The following is a 23,506-nucleotide window of genomic DNA, read 5'->3' as shown; positions in this document are numbered from 1 at the left end:
GGACGACAGCGCGCCGGCGGCCGGACAGACTTGCCGGTACGGTCTCGCGCGGCTTTGCGGCGGGCCGCAGCCAGAGACAAGGACACCTTTCCATGACCAACATCGCCAGTGCGAGCGTCGGCGCCTCCGGCCCGGACGCGACCGCCAACAACACGCCGTATACCTTCGAAGAAAAGCGCAAGCGCATCTTCGCCATCTTCGCCGCCTCGTCCGGCAACCTGGTGGAATGGTTCGACTTCTACGTCTACGCCTTCTGCGCCATCTACTTCGCGCCGGCCTTCTTCCCCAAGTCGGACCCGACCGTGCAGCTGCTGAACACCGCCGGCGTGTTCGCCGCCGGCTTCCTGATGCGCCCTATCGGCGGCTGGCTGTTCGGCCGCCTGGCCGACCGCAAGGGCCGCAAGACATCGATGGTCACTTCGGTCGTCATGATGTGCGTGGGCTCTCTGGTCATCGCCTGCCTGCCCACCTACGCGCAGATCGGCGCCGCCGCGCCCGCGTTGCTGCTGGCCGCGCGGCTGCTGCAGGGCCTGTCGGTCGGCGGCGAATACGGCACCACCGCCACCTACATGAGCGAAGTGGCCATGCGCGGCCAGCGCGGCTTCTTCTCGTCGTTCCAGTACGTCACGCTGATCGGCGGCCAGCTGCTGGCCGTGGTGGTGGTCGTGGTGCTGCAGCAGGTGCTCGACGAGGCCGAGCTCAAGAGCTGGGGCTGGCGCATTCCGTTCGTGCTCGGCGCCGTGGCTGCCGTGGTGGCCCTCATGCTGCGCCGCACGCTGACAGAGACCGCCAGCACCAAGACCCGCGCCGCCAAGGGCGCCGGCACCATGCGCGAGCTGTTCACGAACCACAAGCGCGCCTTCTTCGTGGTGCTGGGCTACACGGCCGGCGGCTCGCTGATCTTCTACACCTTCACCACCTACATGCAGAAGTACCTGGTGAATTCGGCGGGCATGTCGATCAAGACCGCCAGCAACGTGATGACGGCCTGCCTGTTCATCTACATGTGCATGCAGCCGGTGTTCGGCGCGCTGTCCGACCGCATCGGCCGGCGCAACAACATGCTGCTGTTCGGGGCACTGGGTGCGCTGATGACGGTGCCGGTGCTGAGCAACCTGCAGAGCGTCGGCAGTCCGCTGGCGGCGGGCGTGCTCATCACGCTCGCGCTGGCGGTGGTGAGCTTCTACACCTCGATCAGCGGCATCGTAAAGGCCGAGATGTTCCCGCCCGAGATCCGCGCGCTGGGCGTGGGGCTGTCCTACGCGGTCGGCAACGCGATCTTCGGAGGCAGCGCGGAGTACGTGGCGCTGGGGCTGAAGTCGATCGGGCACGAGTCGTACTTCTACTGGTACGTGACGGCGATGATGGGCGTGGTGTTCCTGGTGAGCCTGCTGCTGCCGAAGCAGGCGACGTACCTGCACCACGACAAGTAAACAGTGCTTCAGCGGGCGGCGCCCTGCGCGGCCAGCGCCAGGGTCCGCTTCGCGATGTTGACGAGGTGGATCTGGCTTGTTCCCTCGTAGAGGCGGAACAGCCGAACATCGCGGTAGAAGCGCTCGGCCACGTTGCCGGCGATGAAGCCGCTGCCGCCGAAGACCTGCACGGCCCGGTCGGCGACGCGGCCGCACATCTCGGAGGCGAACAGCTTGCACATCGACGCTTCCATCGTCACGTCGATGCCCTCGTCCCTCTTGCGCGCCGCCTCCAGCACCAGCGCGCGTGCCGCATGCACCTCGGTGTTGCTCTCGGCAATCATCTGCTGCACCAGCTGGAAGTCGCCGATGGGCTGCCCGAACTGCCGGCGCGACTGCGCCTGCCGCGCCATTTCCTCCACCAGCCGGATCGCAGGGCCGATGCACAGCGCGGCGAGATTGATGCGCTGCTTGTTCAGCGTTTTCATCGCCGTGCGAAAGCCCTGCCCTTCGACGCCGCCGACGATGGCCGAGGCCGGCACGCGCACACCTTCCAGCCTGATCTCGCCCACCGGCGAGCCGTGCTGGCCCATCTTGCGGTAGGGCTGCGAGGTCGACAGGCCGGGCGCGCCGCGCTCGACCAGGAAGGCGCTGATGCCGGCCGCGCCCTTCGCGTTCGGGTCGGTCCGGGCGAACACGGTGAACAGGTTCGCAATCGGCGCGTTGGTGATGAAGCATTTCTGCCCGGTGATGACGAAGCTGTCGCCGTCGCGCACCGCCACCGTCTTCTGCGCCGTGGCGTCCGATCCGGCCTCGGGCTCGGTGAGCGCGAAGCAGCCGGTCAGCTCGCCGCTGGCCAGCCGCGGCAGGTAACGGCGCTGCTGCTCGGGCGTGCCGTCGACCACGAGCGACTCCGATGCGATGCCGGTGTTGCCTCCGAAGCGCGCACGGAATGCAGTCGCGACCTGCGACACCTCGAGGTTCACCAGCGTCAGTTCCTCGGTGGTCAGGCCGGCGCCGCCGAAAGCCTCGGGGATGCTGTGGCCGAACAGTCCGATCTCGCGCATGCGCTGGACGACCGGTTCGGGAATCAGGTCGTCACGGTCGACCTGCTCCTCCAGCGGCAGGCATTCGCCATGGATGAACCGGCGCACCTCGGCGAGCATGGCCTGGAATTTCTCGCGGTCCCTGATCATGGTTTCGCCTCGTTGTCCGCCGCGCGCACATCCCGCAACAGCGCATAAAGCATGTCGTTGGGCGCCGCGCAGCCGGCCGGCTGGCGCGCGCCGAACAGGACGGCGTCGCTGCGTGTGAGCTCGGGCCGTTCGCGCTCCTCGATCCAGTCGTACACCACCGTGCGCGCGGCGATGCGCCATTCGCCGTGGCGGCGCTCGAAGCGGTCGAGGTAGCGTCCGCACAGCAGGGTGCGCTTCGCGGGCGCATCGGCAGGGGCCTGCAGTGCGAAGAAGCCGCTCTCCACCGCAGCCACGTCGCCATGCAGCTCGATCGCGATGTTGTTCACCTGGTGCACGCGCCGCCCGCCCTGGCGCAACCGCTGCAGCGCCTGCGCGATGAAGCCGTCGGCGCTGCCGTTCCAGGCGCCATGGCAGTCGGTGGCGTCTTCCCAGTAGGCCGAGCGCAGGGCCTCTTCGTCGACGCGGTCGATGCCGCGGCAGTAGCGGTAGAGGCACTCGCGGATCGCCTCGCGATCGAGCAGCGCCTGCAGCGGTGCGCGCGGGTTCATGCCGCCGGGGCCGCTGGCGCCGCGGCGCGTTTGAACAACTGCACCACGTTGCCTTCCGGGTCGCGCAGCGACATCACCGCGCCGTGCGCGCCCATGTCGCGCGTGCCGATCACCTCGCCGCCTGCGCCGGTGATGCGCTCCTGCGCACCGGCGAAGTCGCTCACCTCGAACACCATCACCACGCCGGAGGTCGCCGGCGCGGCCTCTTCGGCACAGGCCAGCGCCACGCTGGTGTTGCCCACGCCGTACTGGAACCAGCGGTCCTTGTCGCGGAACTTGAGCTTCAGCCCCAGTGCCGATTCGTAGAAGGCATGCAGCTCGGCCGGGCGTTGCGCCACCACGTACACGTTCTGCAGGCGCTGGGGAGAAATGTCCTCGGCGCTCACAGCGAGGTCTCCGATGCGCCGCCGTCCAGTCGGATCACCTCCGCGTTGACGAAGCGCGAGCCGTCGCCGGCCAGGAAGCAGATGGCGTCCGCAATGTCTTCCACGGTGCCGAGCCGGCCCAGCGGCGTGCGCGCGATGCGCCTGGCGTCGAGCTCGGCGTTGCGGTGCTTGGCCGTGCCTTCGGTGGGCACCGCGCCGGGCGCCACGGCGTTCACGCGGATGCGGCGCGCGCCCAGGTCGGCCGCCGCGGCGCGGGTGATGCCGAGCACGCCGGCCTTCAGGCCGCTGTAGACCACCGATCGCGCGGGCGACTTGAAGCCGGCGATGGAGGCCACGTTGATGATGGCGCCGCCGCGTTCCGGGTCCATCGCCTCGGCCGCGGCCTGGATGCCCCAGATCACCGACTTGAAGCCGATGTCGACCATGCGGTCCATCACCTCGGGCGTGATTTCCATCAGCGCCTGGTAGCGCACCCAGGCCGCGTTGTTGACCATCACGTCGAGCCGGCCCGCCTCGCCGGCCAGGCGCTGCACCGCCAGGCGCATGCCTTCGCGGCTCGAGACGTCCTGCGGCACCGCCACGGCCTTGCCGCCGAGGCGGCGGATCTCCGCGACGGTGTCTTCCACGAACTCGGCCTTGAGGTCGTTCACGCCGACCGTCGCGCCCAGCCGGGCGAAGGCCAGCGCGGTGGCTCGGCCGATGCCGTGGCCCGCGCCGCTGATGAAGGCCACGCGGCCTTCGAGGGACTGTGATGCATTCATGGCTTGTCTTTCGTTTCCGGCACCAGCAGCGCATCGAGCGCGAAGGCACCGTGCCCGTGATCGAGGACCACCAGCGGGTTGATGTCGATCTCGGCGACGCTGCGCGCATGCCGTACGGCGAACCGCGACAGCGCCGCCACGGCGCGCGCCGCGGCCGCTACGTCGGCCTTCGGCCGGCCGCGTGCGCCATCGAACAGCGCAAAGGCCTTGAGGGAGCGAAGCATCTGCATGGCCTGTGCCTCGGTCACCGGCGCCACCTGCAGCGCCACGTCGCGCAGCACCTCGGCATAGATGCCGCCCAGGCCCACAATCACGACCGGGCCGAAGACCGGGTCCTTCATGGTGCCGAGGATCAGCTCGGTGCCGCCCTGTGCCATCTGTGCCACCAGCACGCCGGCGATGCGCGCCTGCGGCGCCTTCTGCGCGACGCGCGCCAGCAGGCTGTCGTATTCGTCGCGCAGCTGCGCCTCGGAGCGCACGTTGGTCACCACGCCGCCAACCTCGGTCTTGTGCGGGATGTCGGGCGAGACGATCTTCAGCACCACCGGAAAACCGATGTCGCGCGCCGCGGCCAGTGCCTCGTCCCGGCCGCCGGCCGTGACTTCCTTCAGCACCGGGATGCCGGCCTGCGCGAGCACGGCCTTGGCACTGGCCTCGTTGGCGAAGGCTTCGGCCGGAAGCGCTTCGGCCGACCGCGACGCGACCGCCACCTCGGCCTGTTCGCCACGTGTGCCGAGGCGCACCAGTGCCGCCAGCGTGGCACACGCCGCATCGATGGTCTCCACTGTCGGAAAGCCCATCTCGTTCAGCTGCGCCATGGTGTCGGGCGGCGCCTTGCAGCACAGCAGGACGAGCCGCGACGGATGCGCACGGCGCACCTGCTCCAGCGCCGCGAGGTAGACGTCGCGCAGCCGCGGCATCTGGAAGGCGTACGCCGACTGCAGGATCACCGCGTCGCAGCTCGCATCTTCCGCCACCGCCGACAGCACCTGCACCAGCAGCTCGGGCCGGCTCGACACCTGCGCCGTCATGTCGACGGGATTGCCCGGCGATGCGTAGGGCAGCGCGGCCACGATGCGTTCCTGCGTGGCCGCGGAGAGCTTCGGCAGTTCCAGCCCCTGTGCGCTGGCGGCGTCGGCCATCAGCACGCCGAAGCCGCCCGATGCCGTGACCAGCGCCACGCGCGGCCCCTTCGGCGCACGCGCCGTGCCGACCACCGACACAGCATGGCCCACTTCGAGCAGCTGCTCGATGCTGGGCACGCGAATGGCGCCGGCATTGCGCAGCACCACGTCGAACACCGCGTCCGAACCGGCGAGCGCACCGGTGTGCGAGGCCGCCGCTTCGCTGCCGGCCGACGACACGCCCACCTTCAGCACCACGACCGGCTTGCCTGCCTCGCGCGCCATGGCCAGTGCGCGCACCAGCTTGGCCGCATTGCGGCAGGTTTCCATGCAGCACAGGATGACCGAGGTGGCCGGGTCGGTCGCCAGCGAGGCGATGCCGTCGGCAATATCGACGTCGCATTCGTTGCCCGTGGTCAGCAGGCGGCTGATGCCGATGCCGCGCTCGACGGCCAGGCGCATCGTGTAGCTGCCGAGGTTGCCGCTCTGCGACACGATGCCCACCGGGCCCGCCGTCGGGAACGACGACTCCAGCGCCACCGAAAAGGTGGCGATGCTCCTGTCCGCCACGCCGATGGAGCCCAGGCAGTTCGGCCCCACCACGCGCATGCCCGATGCCCTGGCGACTTCGCCGATGGCCGCCTGCAGGCGGCTGCCCTCTTCGCCCATCTCCGAGAAGCCCGAAGACAGGATGACGGCCGCGCGCACGCCGCGCGCGGCGCAGTCTTTCACCGCTTCGAGCACCGCATCGGGCGGCACCGCCATCACGGCCAGGTCGGGCACCGACGGCAGCTCGGCAACGTTCGCATAGGCGGGCAGCGACTGCACCGTGCCGCCTTTGCGGTTGACCGGATAGATCGCACCGCGGTAGCCGTACTTCTGCAGGAACTGCAGCGGCCGCCCGCCGATCTTGGTCACGTCGTCCGACGCTCCGAAGATCGCGATCGAGCGCGGCTTGAAGAGTGCCTCCAGCCCCTTGCCCACTTCGACTTCGACTGTCGCCATCGCTCAGCGCCCCTTGAACACGGGCGGGCGCTTTTCCAGGAAGGCCTGGCGCGCTTCCTTGGCATCCTCGGTGCGCGACAGCGCCATGGTGATGTTCTGCTCGAAGCGGTAGCCGTCGCGCTGCGGCATCACGTCCATCATGTTGGCGGCCTGCTTGGCATAGGCCAGTGCGATCGGGCTCTTGGAGGCCATCTCCTGCGCGAGGCGCATGGCGGCGGGCATGAGCTCTTCCGCCGGAACCACCTCGTCGAGCACGCCGCGGCGGTACAGCTCGGCGGCCGGCACGCGCATGCCGGTGAAGAACATGTGGCGCGTGAACGAGCGCCCGAACATGGTCCGCAGCATCGAGACTCCGCCGGCGAGGCCCACGTTGATCTCGGGCATCGCGAAGCTCGCATCGTCGGAGGCCAGGAAGATGTCGCACGCGGCCATCAGGCCGAAGCCCGCGCCCAGTGCCGGGCCGTTGACGGCCGCGATGACGGGCTTGGCGCATTCGCGAATGGCGTTGCCGGTCTCACGGGTCCAGCGGTTGTGGTCGAGGAAGTCGCCGGGCTTGTCGGCCGAGGGGCGGTCCTTCAGGTCGGCACCGGAGCAGAAGAACTTGCCGGTGCCGGTGAGGATGGCCACGCGGATGTCGTCGCGCTCGGAGATCTCGTCGAACACCTGGATCAGGCGGTGGCGAGTGTCGCGGCTCAGCGCATTGACGGGCGGCTTGTCCAGCCGCACGACGGCGACGAACTCGGAAACTTCAAGACTGACGCTCATGACGAACTCCTGGCAACGTGGGACATGCCGCAGGCCGCCGCATCGGCAGCGGCGGCTTCGGTCGGGGAATACAGCAACCGCGACGCATGCGCCATGCGGTCGCCGTAGCGGAACTCGGAGGCGAGCAGGCGCTGCGCCATGCGGGTGGCCAGCACCTCTTCGCTGACGCCCATGCCGCCATGCATCTGGATCGCGCCTTCGGCGCACAGCCGTGCCGTCTCGGCCAGCGCGACTTTCATCAGGCGCAGCGTGCGGCGCAGGTCGGCGGCGCCGCGTTCGTGTTCCTGGAAGGCGTGCATCAGCAGGCCCTTGGCGCAGAGATAGCGCACATACATGTCCGCCGTGCGGTGCCGCAGCACCTGGAACGACGCCAGCGCCACGCCGAACTGGCGGCGCTCCTGCAGATGCTTCACGGTCTGCTCGATCAGCGTGGCGAGCGCGGCGACGGTATCCGCCGCGGTGAGCAGCAGCGCTGCGTTGTCGGCTTGCTCGATGGCCGAGTCCACCGCGGCACCGCGTGCGATGCACGCCACCGCCGGCACCGTCAGGCCGTCGAGCCTGAAGTCGGCGCTGCGCCGGCCTTCCATGGTGCGGTAGGTGGCGCTGGGCGCGGGCATGTGTTCGTGGTCGACCAGGAAGAGCGCCGTTTCGCCGCTGCCCTGCAGCAGCGCGGGCACCAGGTGGTGCGTGGCCGCCAGCGACACGTCCACGCCCTTCACCTCGTCGGTCAACGCGTAGCCGATGTCCAGCTGCTTCGCCGTCAGGGCGACCTCGTCGAGCGAGGCCGAAAGCGAGGTCAGCGGCGCGATCTTCGCGCTGCCTTCGCACACCGCTTCGAGCCAGCGCGCGGAGGTGTCTGCGTTGGCCGCTTGCAGCAGCAGCGGCGCGACCGCGCAGGTTTCGATCACGGGCAGGTGCACGCCGTGCGTGGCGAGCCCGACGACGATGGAGGCCAGGTCGGACAGCGTGCCGCCGACGCCGCCGGCTTCCTCCGGCACCAGCGTGCAGGTCCAGCCCATCTCGCGCACGGGGTCGGTGCCGGCGAAGTCCCTGGTGGTCTCGTTGTCCTGCGCGAAGCGCGCCGCGGCGTCCAGCAGCATGCCGGGGAACAAAGGGGTGAATGACATCGACACTTTTCAGGCTCCCAGCAATTCATTGGCAACGACGTTGCGCTGCACTTCCGAGGTACCGCCGGCAATCGTGCGGGCGCGGGTGAACAGGTAGTTCTGCACCCAGGCGGCACCGGGCTCGCCCTCGCCCTGCGCCACCAGGAAGCGGTGCGCGGCGTCGGGGCCGACCGCGTCGAGCGCGATCGTGGTCAGGCGCTGGGCCACGTCAGCGCAGGTCATCTTGATGGCCGAGGGCTGCACGCCCAGCGGGCGCTGGTGGATCAGGTCGTCGGTGGCCTGGGCCATCATCACGCGCGCGCCCTTCACGTCGGCCTCGGCCAGCAGCAGGCGGTAGCGCAGGCTGCCGAAATCGCGGCGTCCCGCTGCAGCCTTGGCGGCCTGTTCGACCAGCTGCGTGACCTGCCGGCGCACCAGCTCCAGCCGCGCCACGTTGGCCGGGGGCAGGCGCTCGCGCTCGAGCAGGAACTTGGCGCAGGTCCAACCCTTGCCGGGTTCGCCGATCAGGTTGTCGGCGCGCACGCGCACGTCGTCGAAGAACACTTCGTTCAGGTGGTGCCAGCCGTCGATGGTGTGGATCGGCCGCACGGTGATACCGGGCGTGTCCATGGGCACCAGGACCAGCGAGATGCCGTCCTGCTTCTTCGCCTCCTTCGAGGTGCGCACGAGCATGTAGATCATGCTGGCTTCGTGGGCGTGCGAGGTCCAGATCTTCTGGCCGTTGATGACGTACTCGTCGCCGTCCAGCCGCGCGCTGGTGCTGAGCGAGGCCAGGTCGGAGCCCGAGCCCGGCTCGGAGTAGCCCTGGCACCACCAGTCGCTGCCGTCGAGGATGCGCGGCAGGAAGCGCGCCTTCTGCTCGGGCGTGCCGAAGCGGATGATGACGGGGCCGATGTGGCCCAGGCCATGGTGGTACAGCGGCGGGCAGTCGGCCTCGGCCATCACCTCCTCGAAGATCAGCCGCTGCATGATGTCCCAGCCGGTGCCGCCGTGCTCGCGCGGCCAGCTGGGCGCGCCCCAGCCCCTGGCGGTGAGGATCTTCTGCCAGCCGAGGTATTCGCGCTTGGTGATCTTCTGGCCCGCGGCCACGACGGCGCGGATCTCCGGGGGGCACGCACTGCGCGCGAAGTCTTCGAGCTCGCGGCGGAAGTCCGCGTAGGCGTGCGCCTCGCCGCTGGCAGCGGTGGCGGCGGGGGTGTCGGTGTTCGACATGTTCGTTGTCTCCTGTCCTGTGGTCCATGCGCGGCGCTTTGCCGCGCCAATCGGTGCTAGGCGGCCGCGGGGGCGCCCTTGCGCAGCCTGGTGATCAGTTCGTCGAGCGCGGCCACGGCGCCGCCGGCATCGCGCCGGCGCAAGCATCGCGCCACTTCGCGCCGCAGCGGGAACAGGTCGGGCCGCGGCAGCACGGGAACGACATGCGTCATGCGTTCGCGCAGGATGGCGGTCATGGTCTGCGCCATCAGCATGAGCGCCTCGTTGTGCCCCGCGTCCGCGATGGCGCAGAAGAAGCGGCTGGCCGATTCGATGCGCTGCGCGAGCGTGTCGCAGGGCTGGTGGCGCTCGATGGCGTCGACGGCCTTCTCGACCGCGTCGAGTTCGGCTTCGCTGGCGCGTTCGCAGGCCAGGCGCAGCAGCGTGCCGTACAGCGTGCGGTAGGCCTCGTCGAGATCGGCCGAGCCCAGCCGCCCCTGGATCACCAGCGTGCGCAGCGACTCCGCCAGCATCATGTAGGCGCCCTTGTAGAACACCAGCGCGTGGTCGGCGCCGCCGCCGCCCATGTGCTTCACCTCGCCGATGAAGATGTGGTGATCGCCCGCCTCGTGGCAGGCGTGCACGCTGCACTCGAAGCTGGCCAGGCAGTCGTCGATCACCGGCATGCCCAGCGGGCCGGCGCGCCAGGCGACGCCTTCGAACTTGTCGGCGATCTTGCTGGAGGCGAAGCGGCCCGACAGCGCGTCCTGGCTCTGCGAGAGGATGTTGATGGCAAAGCCCTCGGCCTCGCTGAACGCGCCCACCAGGCTGCTGGCCTTGCGCAGGCTGAACAGCACCAGCGGCGGCTCCAGCGACACCGAACTGAACGAGTTGCAGGTCAGGCCGACCGGCCGCCCGTTCGCGTCGCGCGTCGTGATGACGGCCACGCCGGTCGGGAAGCAGCCGAGCAGCTGGCGGAACAGCATCGGCTCGATCGGCGCGACGGGTGCCACCGGATCGGCATGGATCGCATCGGACACGGCATGGGTCATGGCTTTCCCCTCGGGTGAGTCACCAGGCGGCGCCGTTTCAGGCGGCAGCGAGTTCGGGCACGACCTGCGCGACGTGCGGCGGGTCGTTGGCAATCTCGCGCTGCACCGCGGGCATGATCACCTTGGCCCACAGCTCCAGCTGGCGCAGCATGGTCGGGTGGTCGAAGTCGCCCATCTGCGTCTGGAACGCGTAGTGGCAGGGCTTGAGCGTGCGGATCTCCTTCACCACGCGCTCGATCACCTGGTCCACCGAGCCCACCGGCAGGTTGGCGCGCATTTCCTCGAGCGTGGCCTCGCCTTCGACGATGCCCTCCTCGACCTGGTAGTCGTCGGCCACCTGGGCGGTGCGGCGCTTCAGGCTCACGGCAATGCGGCGCTGGAAACGTGCGCAGTCGAGGTAGCGCTCGACCTCCGCCTTGTTGTCGCTGGCATAGGCCGCGCGCAGCACGCCGACCTGCACCTGGGCCGGGTCCTTGCCTTCGGCGAGCGCGACCTTGTCGATCAGGTTGCGGGTCTGGCGCAGCTTCTCCACGCCGCCGTCGCCACCGGAAACGAACACATGGTGGCTGCCGCGCACCGCGCGGGTCACGAAGGTCGGGTCGACGCTGGTGATCCACATCGGCGGCATCGGCTGCTGCACCGCGCGCTGGCTGATGGCGCTCATGGGCTGCCGGTAGAACTCGCCTTCGTAGCTGAACTTGGGCTGCTTCAGGCCCAGCTCGAGCATGTCGAGCATCTCCAGCGTGCGCGCCTTGGCGGTCTCCAGCGAAACGCCGAAGCGCTCGAATTCGAAATGCTGGTAGCCCGAACCGATGCCCAGGTTGAGCCGGCCGTTGGACAGCTGGTCGACCATGGCCACGTCGGCGATCAGGCGCGCGGGCTGGTACAGCGGTGCGACGACAATGCCGGTTCCCAGCCGGATGTTGCGGGTGACCGCGGCGCAGTGCGCGATCATGGTCAGCGGCGACGAGCACAGGCCGTAGTTGCTGAAGTGGTGCTCGGCATACCACGCGGCACCGAAGCCCAACTCGTCGGCCAGGCGCGTCTGTTCCACCGCGTCGCGCAGGATCTGGTGCGACGTCTTGTGCTTGTTTCGCTGCTGCATCAATATGAAGATTCCGAAATCCATTGCTGGTCTCCTTGTGGGCTTGGTTACGTGCCTTGATCGTAGGAGTGGGGTCCCCGCCCGGCTCGCCATGCTTCGCACAGCTTCTTTGCGCTTATTGAAATGAAGGCCCTCGATTCGCTGCGGATCTTCGTCATCGTCCAGAGGAAGGGCAGCCTCTCGGCGGCCGGCCGCAGCCTGAGCCTGTCGCCCGCCACCATCTCTCGGCGCATCAGCGCGCTGGAGGAAGAGCTGGGCGTGCAGCTGGTGGACCGCACCAGCCGCAACCTCAAGGTGACCGAGGCGGGCCAGGCTTTCCTGGAACATGCGGAGGTGGTACTGGAGGCCATGGCGCGGGCCGAGGAAGCAGCGCGCAATTCGAAGCTGCTGCCCGAGGGGCGCCTGCGCATCCACTCGCGCACGCAGATCGGCCTGCGCGTCATCGGGCCGCTGCTGCCGGGCTTCGCGCAGCGCCACCCCGACATCCGGCTCGAACTGGAGCTGTCGGAGCACCCGGTGAACCTGGTGGAGCAGGACTTCGACATCGACATCCGCACCGGCGAGTCGAACGACTCCAACTTCGTCATCAAGCGGCTGCTCAGCAGCGACGAGGTGCTGGTGGCAAGCCCCGCCTTCATGAAGGTGCACAAGCGCATCCGCCACCCGAATGACCTGCTGCAGGTGCGCTGCCTCACCTACAAGCGCGAGCACGAGGCGGTCACCTGGAAGTACATCGACGAACAGGGCGTGCAGCAGGAGCTGGCGATCCAGGGCGTGCTGAACTCGAACAACGGCGAGCTGCTGCGGCTGGCCGCCATGGGCGGCATGGGCATCGCGCTGCTGTCGGAGCCCACGGTGCGCGGCTGCATCCAGGACGGCACACTGGTGCGCCTGCTGCCCGAGTACCGCTTCGCGGTGCGCGCGTTCTCGAACGGCGTCTACGCGGTGTTTCGCCAGAGCCGCACGCTGCCGCTGAAGGTGCGCGCCTTCGTCGACTTCATGGCCGAGGCGCTGCGCGAGAACGACGGCGCCTGAAGGAGGTTTCAGCCGCTGAAGCGGTGCGGCGGCAGGCCGGGGGCGGGCAATCCGCTCACTTCAAACAACGCCCCGTCCTGCGGGCGGTCGCCCGAGAGGTTGGTGCTCTTCGAGATCGAGGTGATGAAGGCCCTTTCGAGCCCGGCCCCTCCGAAGCACAGGCTGGTCGGGTGCGTCGCAGGCAGTTCGACGACGCGGTCCACGCGGCCATCGGGCGCAAAGCGCGCCATCCTGCCGGCGCGTGGCAGCACGCTCCACACGAAGCCTTCCGCGTCCACGGTCGCGCCGTCGGGTCCGGAGCCGAAGCTGTCGGTCTGCGCGAAGGTGCGCTTGTTGGCGAGCGGCCCGTGCGGTGAATAGTCGTAGGCCCAGATCGTGCGCAGCGGGCTGTCGGCCACGTAGAAGGTTCGGCCGTCCGGGCTGAAGCAGGGGCCATTGGTCAGCGCGAAGCCGTCCGCGAGCAACTCGACGTCGCCACCGGGCCGCAGCCGGTACAGCCCGCCGCCGATGGGCTCGCCGGGCTGGCGATGCACGTGCAGCGTGCCCGCCACGAAGTTGCCCCACGGGTCGCACTTGCCGTCGTTGAGGCGCACGTCCGGGTGGTCGGTGCCGATCTGCGCGATGGCCTCGAGCGTGCGCGTGCTCAGGTCGTAGTGCGCAAAGCCGTGCTTCAGCGCCACGAGCACCGCGCCGCTTTCGCACAACGCAATCGAGCCGACGGGCGCGGGGAGGCTGTGCCGCTCCGATTCCCCGCCGCCGGGCCAGTGGCGGTGCAGCGTGCCCGCGAGCGAATCGATCCAGCAGACGGCGCCCGAGCGCGCATCCCAGCAGGGGCTTTCGCCCAGCAGGTCCCGGGTCGTGCCGAGTTCCCGAACAGTGCATGCATCCATGGGACCGCAGTGTGGCAATGCAGCGCGCAGGGCCGGCGGCGCATCGTGCAAAGCTGCTTTGCGCGCCGTGCTCTCCCATGGCGCCCGCACGCTCCTAGAGTGCGGCCGATGAACGAACCCACCGCTCCACCGCCCCTGCAGGGCATTCGCGTCGTCGAGCTCGGCAACTACATCGCGGGCCCCGGCACGGCGATGTCGCTGGGCGACCTCGGCGCCGAGATGCTGAAGATCGAATCGATGGAAGGCGACATGGCGCGCCACACCGGGCACTTCGGCCACGCGATGCTGCGCGCCTACAACCGCAGCAAGAAGTCGATTGCGCTCGACCTGCGCCAGCCCCGCGGGCTGGAGGTGGCGCGCCGCCTGATCGCCGGTGCCGACGTGGTGGTGCAGAACCTGCGCCCGGGCGCCGCCGACGCGCTGGGCCTGGGCGCCGAGGCACTGCGCGCGGCGCACCCGGGCCTTGTGCACGTCTCGATCAGCGGCTTCCCGGCCGATGCGCCTTCGCGCGACCGGCCGGGCTACGACATCGCGGCGCAGGCCGAGAGCGGCCTCATGTCCGTGACCGGCGAGCCGCAAGGCCTGCCGCAGAAGGTGGGCGCCACCATCATCGACACGGCCAGCGTGCAGGTGGCGACGCAGGCCATCCTGGCCGCGCTGTTCCGCCGCGAGCGCACCGGCCGCGGCGAGACCATCCGCGTGTCGCTGCTGGAGGTGGCGCTGAACCTGCAGCTGGCCAACTGGAGCGACTACATGGTGCGCGGCGTGGAGCCCATGCGCAGCGGCGACGGCCAGCCGCTGAGTGCGCCGGCGGCCGACATCTTCCGCACGCGCGACGGCATGGTGGTGATCTCGGCCTACGTGCAGGCGCACTGGGTGCGGCTGTGCGAGACCATCGGCTGCCCCGAGCTGGCGACGGAGGCGCGCTTTCTCACCAACGAGTTGCGCGTGGCCAACCGGCCAGCCATGAAGGCGGCCGTGAGCGAGCGGCTCGCGCACTACGGTACCGGCGAGTGCGTCGAACTGCTCACGCGCAACAACATCGTGGTGGGCGTGGTGCGCAGCTATGCCGATGCGCTCGCGGGAGCGGACTTCCGCGCCAGCCGCATGGTCATCGAGGCCGCACCCAACGGCGGCGAGCCGGGCTACGCCAGCTTCGGCCTGCCCTACGAGCTGTGCGACACGCCGCGCCGCCGGACCCAGGCAGCGCCGGCACACGGCGCGCACACCGAGGAACTGCTGCGCGAGGCGGGCTATGGCGCCGCCGAGATCGAGGCACTGCGCGAAGCCGGCGTCGTCAAGGGGGCGAACCCGCCCGTGCCGGTGCGCAACCTACAAACCAGCTTTTCACACCCTGCAGCACCTTGACCCGACCCCGTCGATAGACTGCCTCGACGGGACTGGCAGCAGCCACTTACCCCTTAAAAGAGATCGGAGACAAAGTGATTCATCGAAAACTCATCGCCCCGCTGTTGCTCGGGCTGGCCGTGGTTTCAGGCGCGGCGCAGGCGCAGCAACCCATCCGCTTGGTCGTGCCCTTCGCGGCCGGCGGCGGCACCGACCAGTACGTGCGCCTGCTGGCTTCCGAGCTCACGAAGAAGGGCACGCAGGTCATCGTGGAGAACAAGCCCGGCGCCAGCGGCATCATCGCCGCCGACTACGTGGCCCGCTCGCGCCCCGACGGGCTCACGGTGCTGGTCTCGTCGCTCGGCACGCTGGCCAACAACACCGTGCTGTACGACAAGATGCCCTACGACCCGAAGAAAGACTTCGCACCCGTTTCGCAGATCGGCTACCAGCCCGCGATCATCGTCGGCCGCATCGACCTGCCCTACAAGAACATCAAGGAGATGGTCGCCTACGCCAAGGCCCACCCCGGCAAGATCAACCGCGGCTCGCCGGGCGAGGCCATCCTGACCAACCTTGCGCCGCTGAGCTTCGAGCGCAACAACGGCTTCAGCACGACGCACGTGCCCTTCAACGGCGACGCACCGGCCGTGCAGGCGCTGCTGAGCAACACCATAGACATCCACGGCACCTCGCTCACCGGTTCGCTGTCGCTGATCCAGGCCGGCAAGCTGCGTGTGCTGGGCGTGATGGACAGCCAGCGCCTGCCGCAGGTGCCCGACGCCCAGACCTTCAAGGAGCAGGGCTACGACTTCGAGGCCGTGCTGTGGTATTCGCTCTCGGTGCCGTCCGGCACGCCGGGTGACTCGATCCGCCGCCTGAACAAGGCCGTGAACGAGGTGATCGCACAGCCCGACTTCGTCACCCGCGCGCGCGCCATGGGCATGGAGCCGCGCGGCGGCACGCCTGAAGAGCTGGCGAAGTTCGTGCAGACCGAGTTCGAGCGCTGGGTGCCGATGCTCAAGAGCCTGAACCTGCCGAAGCAGTCGCACTGAGCGGAGCGCGACGCGCGCCGTGGGTCGTCAGGCAGACGGCCTGGCCAGCGTCGCCAACTTCTTCCTGGCCGCCTGCAAGAGGCCGCCTCGTTCGACGGGCAGCGCTGCCTTGGTGTCCCCCAGCGCGACGATCTCATGCACGGTGGCTGCCGAGATCCTGGAAGACAACGGATCGCGCGGTGACATGTCGTTGAACCTCCCGAGCGGGATGACGTGCACCTTGAGGTGCCGGCCCATTGTTTTCGACAGCTTCTGGCAAGCCGCTGCCATCGCGGCTTCGTCCGGGACCAGCTGGCCGTGCACGACGAGCAGTTCCACGGTGCCCTGTGCGTCCTCTCCCAGCACGAACGCACGCACGACCGAGTCCTTGAACCTGGACCGCAGCATGGAGCGGATCGGCTCTGCCGCGGCGAACGATCTCAGCGCGATGCTCCGGAGTTCGTCGTGGAAGACGAAGGAGCGATCGACCTGGACCGTCTCGGCCTGGTCTGCCTTCGCCGCCTGCCGCTTCGCGATGCCGCTGCGAACGAGATGGTCCACGGTGAGGGCCGTTTCGGCCTCGGCCAGTTTCGAGCGACGTGCAAGCTCGCTCGTCGGGAACTGTTGATCGGGGGCCGCGTACAGCACCGTGAGGAGTTTCTGCACTTCGGGGGAGAAAAGGAAATCCGCGGCGCTCATCCTTGCCTTGCTGCTGATACGAAGGGCGCCATTATCCGGATGGGTCGGGGGCGCCGAGCGAGCCGTCAGTCAAGGCGCATGGCGGCGCCCGTGCGCCGGCAGGCTCACTTCCATGCCTGTGCTTTCCTGCTGTTCATGCAGCCACTGCACGACGCGTTCGGCGCGCCTGACGCCGATGCCTCGCACCGGATACCACCAGGTCATGCCCGCGTCGTTGATGCGCCGCACCAGCTGCCTCAGCGTGCCGAAGCCCGCCTGTGAAAGTCTTTCGGACAGCAGCGGTTCGAACCAGGCTGCAACGCTGTCGTGGGCTTGCGGCGCATTTCGGCGCGCTTGCGGTGTGTCCATGGGGTCTTCTTCCTGCGCAACGTGTACCGCCCCCTGCGCGCTTGCGAGCCCGCGCATCGCGGCGAGCGCACTGGCCGGGGTGGATTGGAATGGGCTGTACTTTGCACGGGGCGTGCCAGCTGCCCAGGCCTTGATCCGCAAGGGAATTCTGAATGGCCGGCTGGCTGATGCAAGTCATTCAGACAAATTGCGTGTCCGATCCTTGGACATGTGTCTGGCAGCCGATCAGGGTTTACCGCAGAAGAGCCTGTTGCTCCTCCTTTATTGCCCACGGAGAGCAAACCGGTCGACCCAAAGACATGCAAACCGTTGATCAGCCAAGCCTGCGGAAGCTGGCGTTGCGAGAGCCTCGGCGTCGAGACGAGTCGGACTCGCGGACTTCCAGGCACCGTGACTATTCGCATGTGGTCGCGACAAGCGAATCGATCAGCGCCCTCGATGCGGACGACAGCCGCCGATGCGGTGCATAGATTACCGAAAACGGCCGCGAGCGACCACGCGCCGGTGCCAGGACCTCGACGGCTCGCCCCTGCGCAATGAGATCCTGCGCGATGAAGTCATAGGTCTGGCATATGCCAAGGCCGCTTTGGGCGAGCGTGACCACGCCCAGCACATCGTCTGATACCTGCAAGCCGCCTTGCGGCACCCAATCGACGTCGCGTCCATCCGCCCGCAGGATCCACGGCGACACCCGCCCGGTGCTGGGCATCACGAAAGCCAGGCAGCTATGCCGCGCCAAGTCGCCGATGCCTGCCGGCGCCCCGGCGCGGGCGATATAGCTCGGTGCGGCGATCAGGCACATGGCTGCGTCCTCGAGCTTGCGCGCGACCAGTCCGCTGTCCGGCAGGCTGCCCATCCGGATGGCCAGGTCGTAGCCCTCTGCCACGAGGTCTACGTTGCGGTTGGTGATGTTCAACTCGATACGCACCTGCGGATGCTGTGCCGAGAAGTGCTGCAGCAACGCAGGCAATCGATGATGGGCATAGGTGGTGGGGGCGCTCAACCGTACGCTGCCCTTCAACTCATCGCCCTGTCCCTGCACCGTGCGCTCGGCCTCGTCGATCAGCGCGAAGGCCGCGCGCGAGTGCTCCAGGTACAGCCGCCCCTGCTCGGTCAGGCTCAGGCGCCGGGTGGTTCGCCGCAGCAATTGCACGCCCAAGCGCGCCTCGAGGCGCGTGATCGCCCGGCTGAGCACTGATGGCGTCGTGGCCAGCGCAACCGCGGCCGTCGTCATCGATCCCTTCTCGACCACCGTGACGAAGGCCTCCACATCACCGAGGTGATCGAATCTGCGACTCATTTGGTCCTTTCGAGAATAAATATTTTCCTCGAAGGCCAGTTTATCCCCGCGAATGCAATCAATACATTCAAGTCATCGCTGCGACCGCGAGCTCGCCACGGGCCAGAACCCTGCCTCGGCGGTTGGCGTGGCCAACGAAATGCCCAAGCGCCTCAAGTAATAGCCAACAGGAACCCCACCATGGACATGCAACTCAAGGGCAAGACCGCCATCCCGAGATCACCGACGAAGACTGGCTTCGGATGCTCGACGTCAACGTGATGTCGGGCGTGCGCCTGTCGCGCCACTATTTCCCGCGCATGCTCCGGAAGAACTGGGGCCGGGTGATCTTCATGTCGAGCGAGGTCGGCGCTTTCACGCCGCCGGACATGGTGCACTACGGCGTCAGCAAGTCGGCACAGCTCGCGGTGTCGCGCGGCATGGCCGAACTGACAAAGGGCACCGGCGTCACCGTCAACAGCGTGCTGCCTTCCGCCACCCGCTCGGAAGGCATCGTGGATTACCTGCGGCAGACGGCGCCGCGGGCCGGCATGACCGACGCCGAGATCGAGGCCCACTTCTTCCAGACCTACCGGCCCAGTTCCCTGATCGCACGAATGATCGAAGCCGACGAGATCGCGGCCATGGTGACACTGCTTGCGAGCCCCTTGGGCGCGGCGTCGAACGGCGCCGCCGTGCGCGTCGAAGGCGGAACCTTCCGCTCGATCCTTTGAACAGGAAATCCAGCATGCCCAACGATCTCGTCATCATCGCACTCGTTCAAGCCAAGCCAGGTCACGAAAGAGCGCTCGTCCAGGCCCAGGCGAAGTTGGTTCAGGTCGTACGCGAGCAGCCGGGCTGCATCAGCTACGAACTCCATGAGGCCATCGATCAACCTGGAAGGGTCGTGTTCTTCGAACGGTGGCTCGACCGGACATCCTGGGAGCGCCACATGCGCGGGGGCCACATGGACGCGTTCCGCGCCAATGCGGGTCCTTTGATCGGGGCCTTTGAACTTCTGCAGCTGCGCCAGGTGGCTTGACAGCGGCTTGCCCAGCCATTTCTTTTCACATCAGGTTTCATCATGCGCCATCATTCATTTCGATTCGCGGCCCTCGCGCTGGCCGCCCTCCTCCATCACCAGCAAGCCGCCCACGCGGCGGACGGCCTTCCGCTCGAGCGCTGGCGCAGCTACGCCGGCGTGAGCTGGGAGCCCTCGAAGGATGGCAAGGACCCGGCCCCGTTCGCCACCTCGGTCAGCGCGCCCATCGCCGGCCTGCACTTCGATGCAAGAGGCACCGCCTACGTGAGCACGCCACGCCTCGTGTCGGCGTCTGCGCCTGCAACACTCAGCAGGCTCGACACCCGGGCGGAGACCGGTCCCGCACGGCTGACCGCATTTCCTTCGATTTCGGGCAATGCCGTGGCTACTGCGCCGCAGGACAGCCTGCGCAACGTGCTCGGTTTCCATGTCGACCGCAGGAACGGCTGGCTGTGGGCGCTCGACATGGGTTTCGTTGCCGGTGAGGCCGAGGCTCCCGCAGGTGCCCAGAAAGTGCTGGTGCTTGACCTGAAGTCGGGGCGCACCGTGAAGCGCATCGCGCTGGACGGCGTGGCCGACCGCAAGGGCAGCTTCCTCAACGACATCGCCGTGGACGAGCGCCGCCGCATCGCCTACATCTCCGACAGCGGCATGCGCAGCGCACCCGCCAATATGGTGGGCCTGATCGTCGTGGACTTCGCCTCAGGCGAGGCCCGACGCGTGCTCGACAGGCACCCGAGCCTGCAGATCGAACCCGGCGTCAAGGTCGTCTCCCACGGCGCGGAAGTCTGGCCGGGCAACCCGCTGCTGCTCGGCATCAATGGCATCACGCTGTCGCCCGATGCGCGCACGCTGTACTGGACAGTGACGACGGGAACGCGCGCGCGCTCGGTCCCGACATCGGTCTTGCGCGATGCGGCGTCGAGCGATGAACAGATCGCCTCAGCCATCCGCGATCTCGGCGCAGTAGGCGGCAACACCGACGGGATCGTGACCGACACCAAGGGCAGGCTCTACATCACGGACGTCACCCGCAACGGCATCGTGAAGTACGACCCACGCAGCCGCACGATGTCGCTGATCGCATCCGACGACGGCGTTCAGTGGCCGGATACGCCCGCGATCCTTCCGGATGGAGACCTGGTCTTCACTTCGAGCGCACTGAACAATCACTTCGCCGGTTCGGTCAAGAGCGGCGAGGAGCGCTATGAGTTGTGGCGTCTACCGCTCAACGGCCGGAAGACCAAGGCCAACTGAAAGTACGGCGGCTTGGAGGTGCCGGATGCGAGGCGCCTGCGTGAAGGCTGCCCATGAGGAACGAACTACTGGACCAGAAGACGCGTAAGTCGTTGATCACACAGTGCGGCAAAGAGCAGGCAAAAAAACAAAGTCGTGGACTTGCCCCCTCCAGGTGTGGAGCGTCAAGTCCGTCGGCAGGCGCTTCACGGTGATGCCCAAGCGCGCGCAATAAGCCAGCGCATTGCGCAGGAACAGGACCGCCTGCGCCTGTTTCTCGTCTCAGTGCGTGTGTCGATGATGAACATCGGGATAGTGCGTATGAGCGTGCACCACCGGCTCATGCCGGTGCCAGTGCGCGTGCTTCGCCGCAACCGGTGTGCCGTCGGCATGGGCGTGCTGGTGGTGCTCATCGTGCTCGTGCTCGTGAGAGTGCTCCAGTGGCTCATGCATGTGGAGGTGGCCATGGCTTTCGGTCAGATGCAGCCAGACACCGATTGCCATCAGTACGCCGGCCAGCGCGAGCTGAAGGGTGAACGGTTCGCCCAGCAGCCCGATCGCCACAACGGCGCCGAAGAAAGGTGCCACCGAGAAGTACGCGCCGGTCCGCGCGGTTCCAAGGTGTCGCAGTGCGATCACGAACAGGACCAGACTCGTGCCGTAGCTCAGCAGGCCCAGGACGCCGGCGCTTGCGAGAACAACTGCAGAGGGCCAACTGGCCCCGGTGGCCACTGCGAGCGCGAGGTTCGTAGCCCCCGCCACCAGTCCTTTGGTCATGGCGATGAACGAGGCGTCGGTCACCGACACCTTGCGCGTCAGGTTGTTGTCCAAGGCCCAGGCAAGGCAGGCGCCGAGCACCGCCAGCGATGGCCAGAGGGCGCCCGCACGGGCTTCGCTCGGCCAACTGAGGACCACGGCCCCAGCGACGATGGCGACCATGCCCCAGGCAATGCGGCGATCGAAGTTCTCCTTGAAAGCAAACCAGGCGATCAGCGCGGTCAGCACCCCTTCGGCGTTGAGCAGCAGGGATGCATCGGCGGCCGCCATGCCTGCCAGGCCCGTCATGAGCAGCAGCGGCCCCAGCATGCCGCCTGCAATCATGGCGCCGGCAAGCCAGCCCGCTTCGGCACGCTGGAGCCGCACGGCCGGGGCACGCGACGCAAGCCGCCAGATCAACAGACCGATACCCGAGCCCAAATAGAGCACCCCGGCGAGCAGCCAAGGGCTGGCATGCGCTAGCAACAGCTTCGCGAAGGGTGTACCGGCGCCAAAGAGCGCTGCCGCGCCAAGGGCGGCACTGACGCCGCGGTGAAACAGGATGCTCATGCTGCGTTTGTAGCGGATTGAGGGGCCTCGTGACCATTCAGTCCAGAGATTGCTGTAGCCCAGCACGGTGCCAGACGGTGGCGCCCAAGGCGCAGATGCATCCCGGTCCACGACTTAATTCCCCGTGGGCAGAAGGCTTGTGCCCGGGAATACCCTCTGTCCCCCCGAAGTCTTCTTGCCTACATTTCTTGTATGCAAGAAAAGGCATTGCTTGCATGCAAAACTTGACAAGACAGACAGGAGACTTCCATGCCCCGCTTCGCCAAATCGCTTTTCGGTCAGGTGGTCATCGCGCTGGTGCTCGGCGTGCTCGCGGGGCTCCTGGCGCCCGAGTACGCCGTCAAGCTCAAGCCGCTCGGTGACGGTTTCATCAAGCTGATCAAGATGATCATCCCGGTGCTGGTGTTCTGCGTGGTGGTGCATGGCATCGCCGGCGCGGGAGACCTCAAGCGCGTGGGCCGGGTGGGCGTGAAGTCGCTCATCTACTTCGAGGTGCTGACCACCATCGCGCTGGCGATGGGCCTGGTGCTGGCCTTCGTGTTCCAGCCCGGCGCGGGCATGAACGTCGATCCCTCCAAGCTCGATGCGACCGCGATGAGCGCCTATGCGTCGAACGCCGACAAGCTCACGAGCGGCGGCACGGTCGACTTCCTGATGAAGCTCATTCCGACCACGGTGGTCAATGCCTTCGCCACCGGCGACGTGCTGCAAGTGCTGCTGTTCGCGGTGCTGTTCGGCTGCGCGCTCACGCTGCTGGGCGATCGCGGCAAGCCGGTGGCGGTGGTGGTCGATGCGCTTTCACTGGTGCTGTTCAAGATCATGGGGATCATCATCAAGCTGGCGCCGCTGGGCGTGCTGGGCGCCATCGCGTTCACCGTGGGGCAGTACGGCATCGGCTCGCTCAAGCAACTGGGCATGCTGGTCGCGCTCTTCTACGGCGCGGTGCTGATCTTCGTGTTCGTGGTGCTCGGGCTCGTGATGCGCATGTCGGGCTTCAGCCTGATCAAGCTGCTGCGCTACCTGCGCGAGGAGCTCACCATCGTCTTCGCCACCACCTCGTCGGACAGCGTGCTGCCGCAGATCATGGCCAAGCTGCGCCGCATGGGTATTCGCGATTCGACCGTCGGCCTCGTGATCCCGACCGGCTACTCGTTCAACCTCGACGCTTTCTCGATCTACATCACGCTGGCGGCCGTGTTCATCGCACAGGCCACCAACACGCCGATCTCGATGGCCGACCTGCTGACCATTTTGGCGATCGCGCTGGTCACCTCCAAGGGCGCGCACGGCGTGCCGGGTTCGGCCATCGTGGTGCTGGCGGCCACGCTGCACGCGATTCCTGCCATTCCCGCCATCGGTCTGGTGCTGGTGCTGTCGGTCGACTGGTTCATGGGCATCGCCCGCGCGCTGGGCAACCTGATCGGCAACTGCGTTGCGACCGTGGCCATCGCCGCCTGGGAAGGCGACATCGACCGCGAACGCGCCCATGCGGTGCTCAACGGCAGCTATTCGCCCGATGACGAGCCGCTGGCTGAAGCCGATGCCGCGCCCGTGGTAAACCCCAGCACCGCCTCTTCCGGCGCCCGCTGAAAAAAGAA

At 67.8% G+C, this 23,506-nt stretch carries 23 protein-coding genes; 8 read left to right on the top strand and 15 right to left on the bottom strand.

Annotation, left to right across the window (positions count from 1 at the left end):
* The first annotated feature begins 92 nt into the window (after nucleotides 1–92).
* Complete coding sequence (locus PMI12_RS26905) at nucleotides 93–1,433, top strand: MFS family transporter (RefSeq protein WP_007839076.1); 1,341 nt, start codon at nucleotides 93–95, stop codon at nucleotides 1,431–1,433.
* A gap of 8 nt (nucleotides 1,434–1,441) precedes the next feature.
* Here PMI12_RS26905 and PMI12_RS26900 read toward each other — a convergent pair whose 3' ends face one another.
* Genes PMI12_RS26900 through PMI12_RS26855 form a run of 10 tightly spaced genes read right to left on the bottom strand, consistent with a single transcriptional unit; the run spans nucleotide 1,442 to nucleotide 11,696 of the window.
* Nucleotides 1,442–2,608: an acyl-CoA dehydrogenase family protein gene (locus PMI12_RS26900; RefSeq protein WP_007839074.1), complete on the bottom strand. Its 1,167-nt coding sequence runs from the start codon at nucleotides 2,606–2,608 to the stop codon at nucleotides 1,442–1,444.
* Nucleotides 2,605–3,156 (bottom strand): nuclear transport factor 2 family protein, encoded by a 552-nt coding sequence (locus tag PMI12_RS26895; RefSeq protein ID WP_007839071.1) that lies wholly within the window; start codon nucleotides 3,154–3,156, stop codon nucleotides 2,605–2,607. Before PMI12_RS26895 ends, PMI12_RS26900 begins: the two co-directional genes overlap by 4 nt.
* A complete protein-coding gene (locus PMI12_RS26890; protein ID WP_007839069.1) occupies nucleotides 3,153–3,542 on the bottom strand; it encodes a VOC family protein in 390 nt (129 codons plus the stop codon). The genes PMI12_RS26895 and PMI12_RS26890 overlap by 4 nt, the downstream gene beginning before the upstream one ends.
* The gene (locus tag PMI12_RS26885) at nucleotides 3,539–4,303 is read right to left on the bottom strand and encodes an SDR family NAD(P)-dependent oxidoreductase (protein ID WP_007839067.1); all 765 of its coding nucleotides are present in this window, start codon (nucleotides 4,301–4,303) and stop codon (nucleotides 3,539–3,541) included. Before PMI12_RS26885 ends, PMI12_RS26890 begins: the two co-directional genes overlap by 4 nt.
* A complete protein-coding gene (locus PMI12_RS26880; RefSeq protein ID WP_007839065.1) occupies nucleotides 4,300–6,432 on the bottom strand; it encodes an acetate--CoA ligase family protein in 2,133 nt (710 codons plus the stop codon). Before PMI12_RS26880 ends, PMI12_RS26885 begins: the two co-directional genes overlap by 4 nt.
* Before the next feature lie 3 nt (nucleotides 6,433–6,435).
* Complete coding sequence (locus PMI12_RS26875) at nucleotides 6,436–7,197, bottom strand: enoyl-CoA hydratase/isomerase family protein (protein WP_007839063.1); 762 nt, start codon at nucleotides 7,195–7,197, stop codon at nucleotides 6,436–6,438.
* Nucleotides 7,194–8,324: an acyl-CoA dehydrogenase family protein gene (locus tag PMI12_RS26870; protein ID WP_007839051.1), complete on the bottom strand. Its 1,131-nt coding sequence runs from the start codon at nucleotides 8,322–8,324 to the stop codon at nucleotides 7,194–7,196. The genes PMI12_RS26875 and PMI12_RS26870 overlap by 4 nt, the downstream gene beginning before the upstream one ends.
* A gap of 9 nt (nucleotides 8,325–8,333) precedes the next feature.
* The gene (locus PMI12_RS26865) at nucleotides 8,334–9,536 is read right to left on the bottom strand and encodes an acyl-CoA dehydrogenase family protein (protein ID WP_007839049.1); all 1,203 of its coding nucleotides are present in this window, start codon (nucleotides 9,534–9,536) and stop codon (nucleotides 8,334–8,336) included.
* A 56-nt stretch (nucleotides 9,537–9,592) separates the two neighbouring features.
* Nucleotides 9,593–10,567, bottom strand: a complete 975-nt coding sequence (locus tag PMI12_RS26860; RefSeq protein WP_007839048.1) for a flavin reductase — start codon at nucleotides 10,565–10,567, stop codon at nucleotides 9,593–9,595.
* A gap of 37 nt (nucleotides 10,568–10,604) precedes the next feature.
* Complete coding sequence (locus PMI12_RS26855) at nucleotides 10,605–11,696, bottom strand: LLM class flavin-dependent oxidoreductase (RefSeq protein ID WP_007839045.1); 1,092 nt, start codon at nucleotides 11,694–11,696, stop codon at nucleotides 10,605–10,607.
* A 99-nt stretch (nucleotides 11,697–11,795) separates the two neighbouring features.
* Between PMI12_RS26855 and PMI12_RS26850 the strand changes: the two genes are divergently transcribed.
* Nucleotides 11,796–12,707 (top strand): LysR family transcriptional regulator, encoded by a 912-nt coding sequence (locus PMI12_RS26850; RefSeq protein ID WP_007839043.1) that lies wholly within the window; start codon nucleotides 11,796–11,798, stop codon nucleotides 12,705–12,707.
* Between the two features lie 8 nt (nucleotides 12,708–12,715).
* Here PMI12_RS26850 and PMI12_RS26845 read toward each other — a convergent pair whose 3' ends face one another.
* Nucleotides 12,716–13,597, bottom strand: a complete 882-nt coding sequence (locus tag PMI12_RS26845; RefSeq protein ID WP_007839041.1) for an SMP-30/gluconolactonase/LRE family protein — start codon at nucleotides 13,595–13,597, stop codon at nucleotides 12,716–12,718.
* Nucleotides 13,598–13,705: 108 nt separating this feature from the next.
* Between PMI12_RS26845 and PMI12_RS26840 the strand changes: the two genes are divergently transcribed.
* The gene (locus PMI12_RS26840; RefSeq protein WP_007839039.1) at nucleotides 13,706–14,965 is read left to right on the top strand and encodes a CaiB/BaiF CoA transferase family protein; all 1,260 of its coding nucleotides are present in this window, start codon (nucleotides 13,706–13,708) and stop codon (nucleotides 14,963–14,965) included.
* Nucleotides 14,966–15,039: 74 nt separating this feature from the next.
* The gene (locus PMI12_RS26835) at nucleotides 15,040–15,999 is read left to right on the top strand and encodes a Bug family tripartite tricarboxylate transporter substrate binding protein (RefSeq protein WP_007839037.1); all 960 of its coding nucleotides are present in this window, start codon (nucleotides 15,040–15,042) and stop codon (nucleotides 15,997–15,999) included.
* Between the two features lie 27 nt (nucleotides 16,000–16,026).
* Here the strand turns inward: PMI12_RS26835 and PMI12_RS26830 are convergent, their stop codons facing one another.
* From PMI12_RS26830 to PMI12_RS26820, 3 genes are all read right to left on the bottom strand, one after another.
* Nucleotides 16,027–16,677, bottom strand: a complete 651-nt coding sequence (locus PMI12_RS26830; protein WP_007839036.1) for a hypothetical protein — start codon at nucleotides 16,675–16,677, stop codon at nucleotides 16,027–16,029.
* Between the two features lie 69 nt (nucleotides 16,678–16,746).
* Nucleotides 16,747–17,025, bottom strand: coding sequence for a phage integrase family protein (locus PMI12_RS26825; RefSeq protein WP_007839035.1), 279 nt, complete (start codon nucleotides 17,023–17,025; stop codon nucleotides 16,747–16,749).
* Nucleotides 17,026–17,419: 394 nt separating this feature from the next.
* Nucleotides 17,420–18,325: a LysR family transcriptional regulator gene (locus PMI12_RS26820; protein ID WP_007839034.1), complete on the bottom strand. Its 906-nt coding sequence runs from the start codon at nucleotides 18,323–18,325 to the stop codon at nucleotides 17,420–17,422.
* 122 nt (nucleotides 18,326–18,447) lie between these two features.
* Between PMI12_RS26820 and PMI12_RS26815 the strand changes: the two genes are divergently transcribed.
* The 3 genes from PMI12_RS26815 to PMI12_RS26805 are packed head-to-tail and all read left to right on the top strand — an operon-like array spanning nucleotide 18,448 to nucleotide 20,603.
* Nucleotides 18,448–19,038, top strand: coding sequence for an SDR family NAD(P)-dependent oxidoreductase (locus PMI12_RS26815; RefSeq protein ID WP_272943567.1), 591 nt, complete (start codon nucleotides 18,448–18,450; stop codon nucleotides 19,036–19,038).
* A 14-nt stretch (nucleotides 19,039–19,052) separates the two neighbouring features.
* Nucleotides 19,053–19,346: a putative quinol monooxygenase gene (locus tag PMI12_RS26810; protein WP_007839032.1), complete on the top strand. Its 294-nt coding sequence runs from the start codon at nucleotides 19,053–19,055 to the stop codon at nucleotides 19,344–19,346.
* Between the two features lie 42 nt (nucleotides 19,347–19,388).
* Complete coding sequence (locus tag PMI12_RS26805) at nucleotides 19,389–20,603, top strand: L-dopachrome tautomerase-related protein (protein ID WP_007839030.1); 1,215 nt, start codon at nucleotides 19,389–19,391, stop codon at nucleotides 20,601–20,603.
* Nucleotides 20,604–20,864: 261 nt separating this feature from the next.
* Here PMI12_RS26805 and PMI12_RS26800 read toward each other — a convergent pair whose 3' ends face one another.
* Entirely contained in the window at nucleotides 20,865–21,908 is a 1,044-nt protein-coding gene (locus tag PMI12_RS26800; protein WP_007839029.1) for a DMT family transporter, read from the bottom strand.
* Nucleotides 21,909–22,157: 249 nt separating this feature from the next.
* Between PMI12_RS26800 and PMI12_RS26795 the strand changes: the two genes are divergently transcribed.
* Nucleotides 22,158–23,498: a C4-dicarboxylate transporter DctA gene (locus tag PMI12_RS26795; protein ID WP_007839028.1), complete on the top strand. Its 1,341-nt coding sequence runs from the start codon at nucleotides 22,158–22,160 to the stop codon at nucleotides 23,496–23,498.
* Nucleotides 23,499–23,506: the final 8 nt, after the last annotated feature.

Source organism: Variovorax sp. CF313 (genome assembly GCF_000282635.1).
GTDB lineage: Bacteria > Pseudomonadota > Gammaproteobacteria > Burkholderiales > Burkholderiaceae_C > Variovorax.
The sequence above is the reverse complement of the archived record's forward strand: the minus strand, read 5'-3'. Positions and strand labels throughout refer to the sequence as shown.

Bases quoted from the DNA above. Each gene is read 5' to 3' on its own strand.
- PMI12_RS26800 (WP_007839029.1), bottom strand. From the start codon at position 21,908: ATGAGCATCCTGTTTCACCGCGGCGTCAGTGCCGCCCTTGGCGCGGCA.
- PMI12_RS26825 (WP_007839035.1), bottom strand. From the start codon at position 17,025: ATGGACACACCGCAAGCGCGCCGAAATGCGCCGCAAGCCCACGACAGC.
- PMI12_RS26875 (WP_007839063.1), bottom strand. From the start codon at position 7,197: ATGAGCGTCAGTCTTGAAGTTTCCGAGTTCGTCGCCGTCGTGCGGCTG.
- PMI12_RS26805 (WP_007839030.1), top strand. From the start codon at position 19,389: ATGCGCCATCATTCATTTCGATTCGCGGCCCTCGCGCTGGCCGCCCTC.
- PMI12_RS26840 (WP_007839039.1), top strand. From the start codon at position 13,706: ATGAACGAACCCACCGCTCCACCGCCCCTGCAGGGCATTCGCGTCGTC.
- PMI12_RS26845 (WP_007839041.1), bottom strand. From the start codon at position 13,597: ATGGATGCATGCACTGTTCGGGAACTCGGCACGACCCGGGACCTGCTG.
- PMI12_RS26905 (WP_007839076.1), top strand. From the start codon at position 93: ATGACCAACATCGCCAGTGCGAGCGTCGGCGCCTCCGGCCCGGACGCG.
- PMI12_RS26820 (WP_007839034.1), bottom strand. From the start codon at position 18,325: ATGAGTCGCAGATTCGATCACCTCGGTGATGTGGAGGCCTTCGTCACG.
- PMI12_RS26860 (WP_007839048.1), bottom strand. From the start codon at position 10,567: ATGACCCATGCCGTGTCCGATGCGATCCATGCCGATCCGGTGGCACCC.
- PMI12_RS26830 (WP_007839036.1), bottom strand. From the start codon at position 16,677: ATGAGCGCCGCGGATTTCCTTTTCTCCCCCGAAGTGCAGAAACTCCTC.
- PMI12_RS26895 (WP_007839071.1), bottom strand. From the start codon at position 3,156: ATGAACCCGCGCGCACCGCTGCAGGCGCTGCTCGATCGCGAGGCGATC.
- PMI12_RS26855 (WP_007839045.1), bottom strand. From the start codon at position 11,696: ATGGATTTCGGAATCTTCATATTGATGCAGCAGCGAAACAAGCACAAG.
- PMI12_RS26900 (WP_007839074.1), bottom strand. From the start codon at position 2,608: ATGATCAGGGACCGCGAGAAATTCCAGGCCATGCTCGCCGAGGTGCGC.
- PMI12_RS26850 (WP_007839043.1), top strand. From the start codon at position 11,796: ATGAAGGCCCTCGATTCGCTGCGGATCTTCGTCATCGTCCAGAGGAAG.
- PMI12_RS26880 (WP_007839065.1), bottom strand. From the start codon at position 6,432: ATGGCGACAGTCGAAGTCGAAGTGGGCAAGGGGCTGGAGGCACTCTTC.
- PMI12_RS26810 (WP_007839032.1), top strand. From the start codon at position 19,053: ATGCCCAACGATCTCGTCATCATCGCACTCGTTCAAGCCAAGCCAGGT.
- PMI12_RS26870 (WP_007839051.1), bottom strand. From the start codon at position 8,324: ATGTCATTCACCCCTTTGTTCCCCGGCATGCTGCTGGACGCCGCGGCG.
- PMI12_RS26885 (WP_007839067.1), bottom strand. From the start codon at position 4,303: ATGAATGCATCACAGTCCCTCGAAGGCCGCGTGGCCTTCATCAGCGGC.
- PMI12_RS26795 (WP_007839028.1), top strand. From the start codon at position 22,158: ATGCCCCGCTTCGCCAAATCGCTTTTCGGTCAGGTGGTCATCGCGCTG.
- PMI12_RS26865 (WP_007839049.1), bottom strand. From the start codon at position 9,536: ATGTCGAACACCGACACCCCCGCCGCCACCGCTGCCAGCGGCGAGGCG.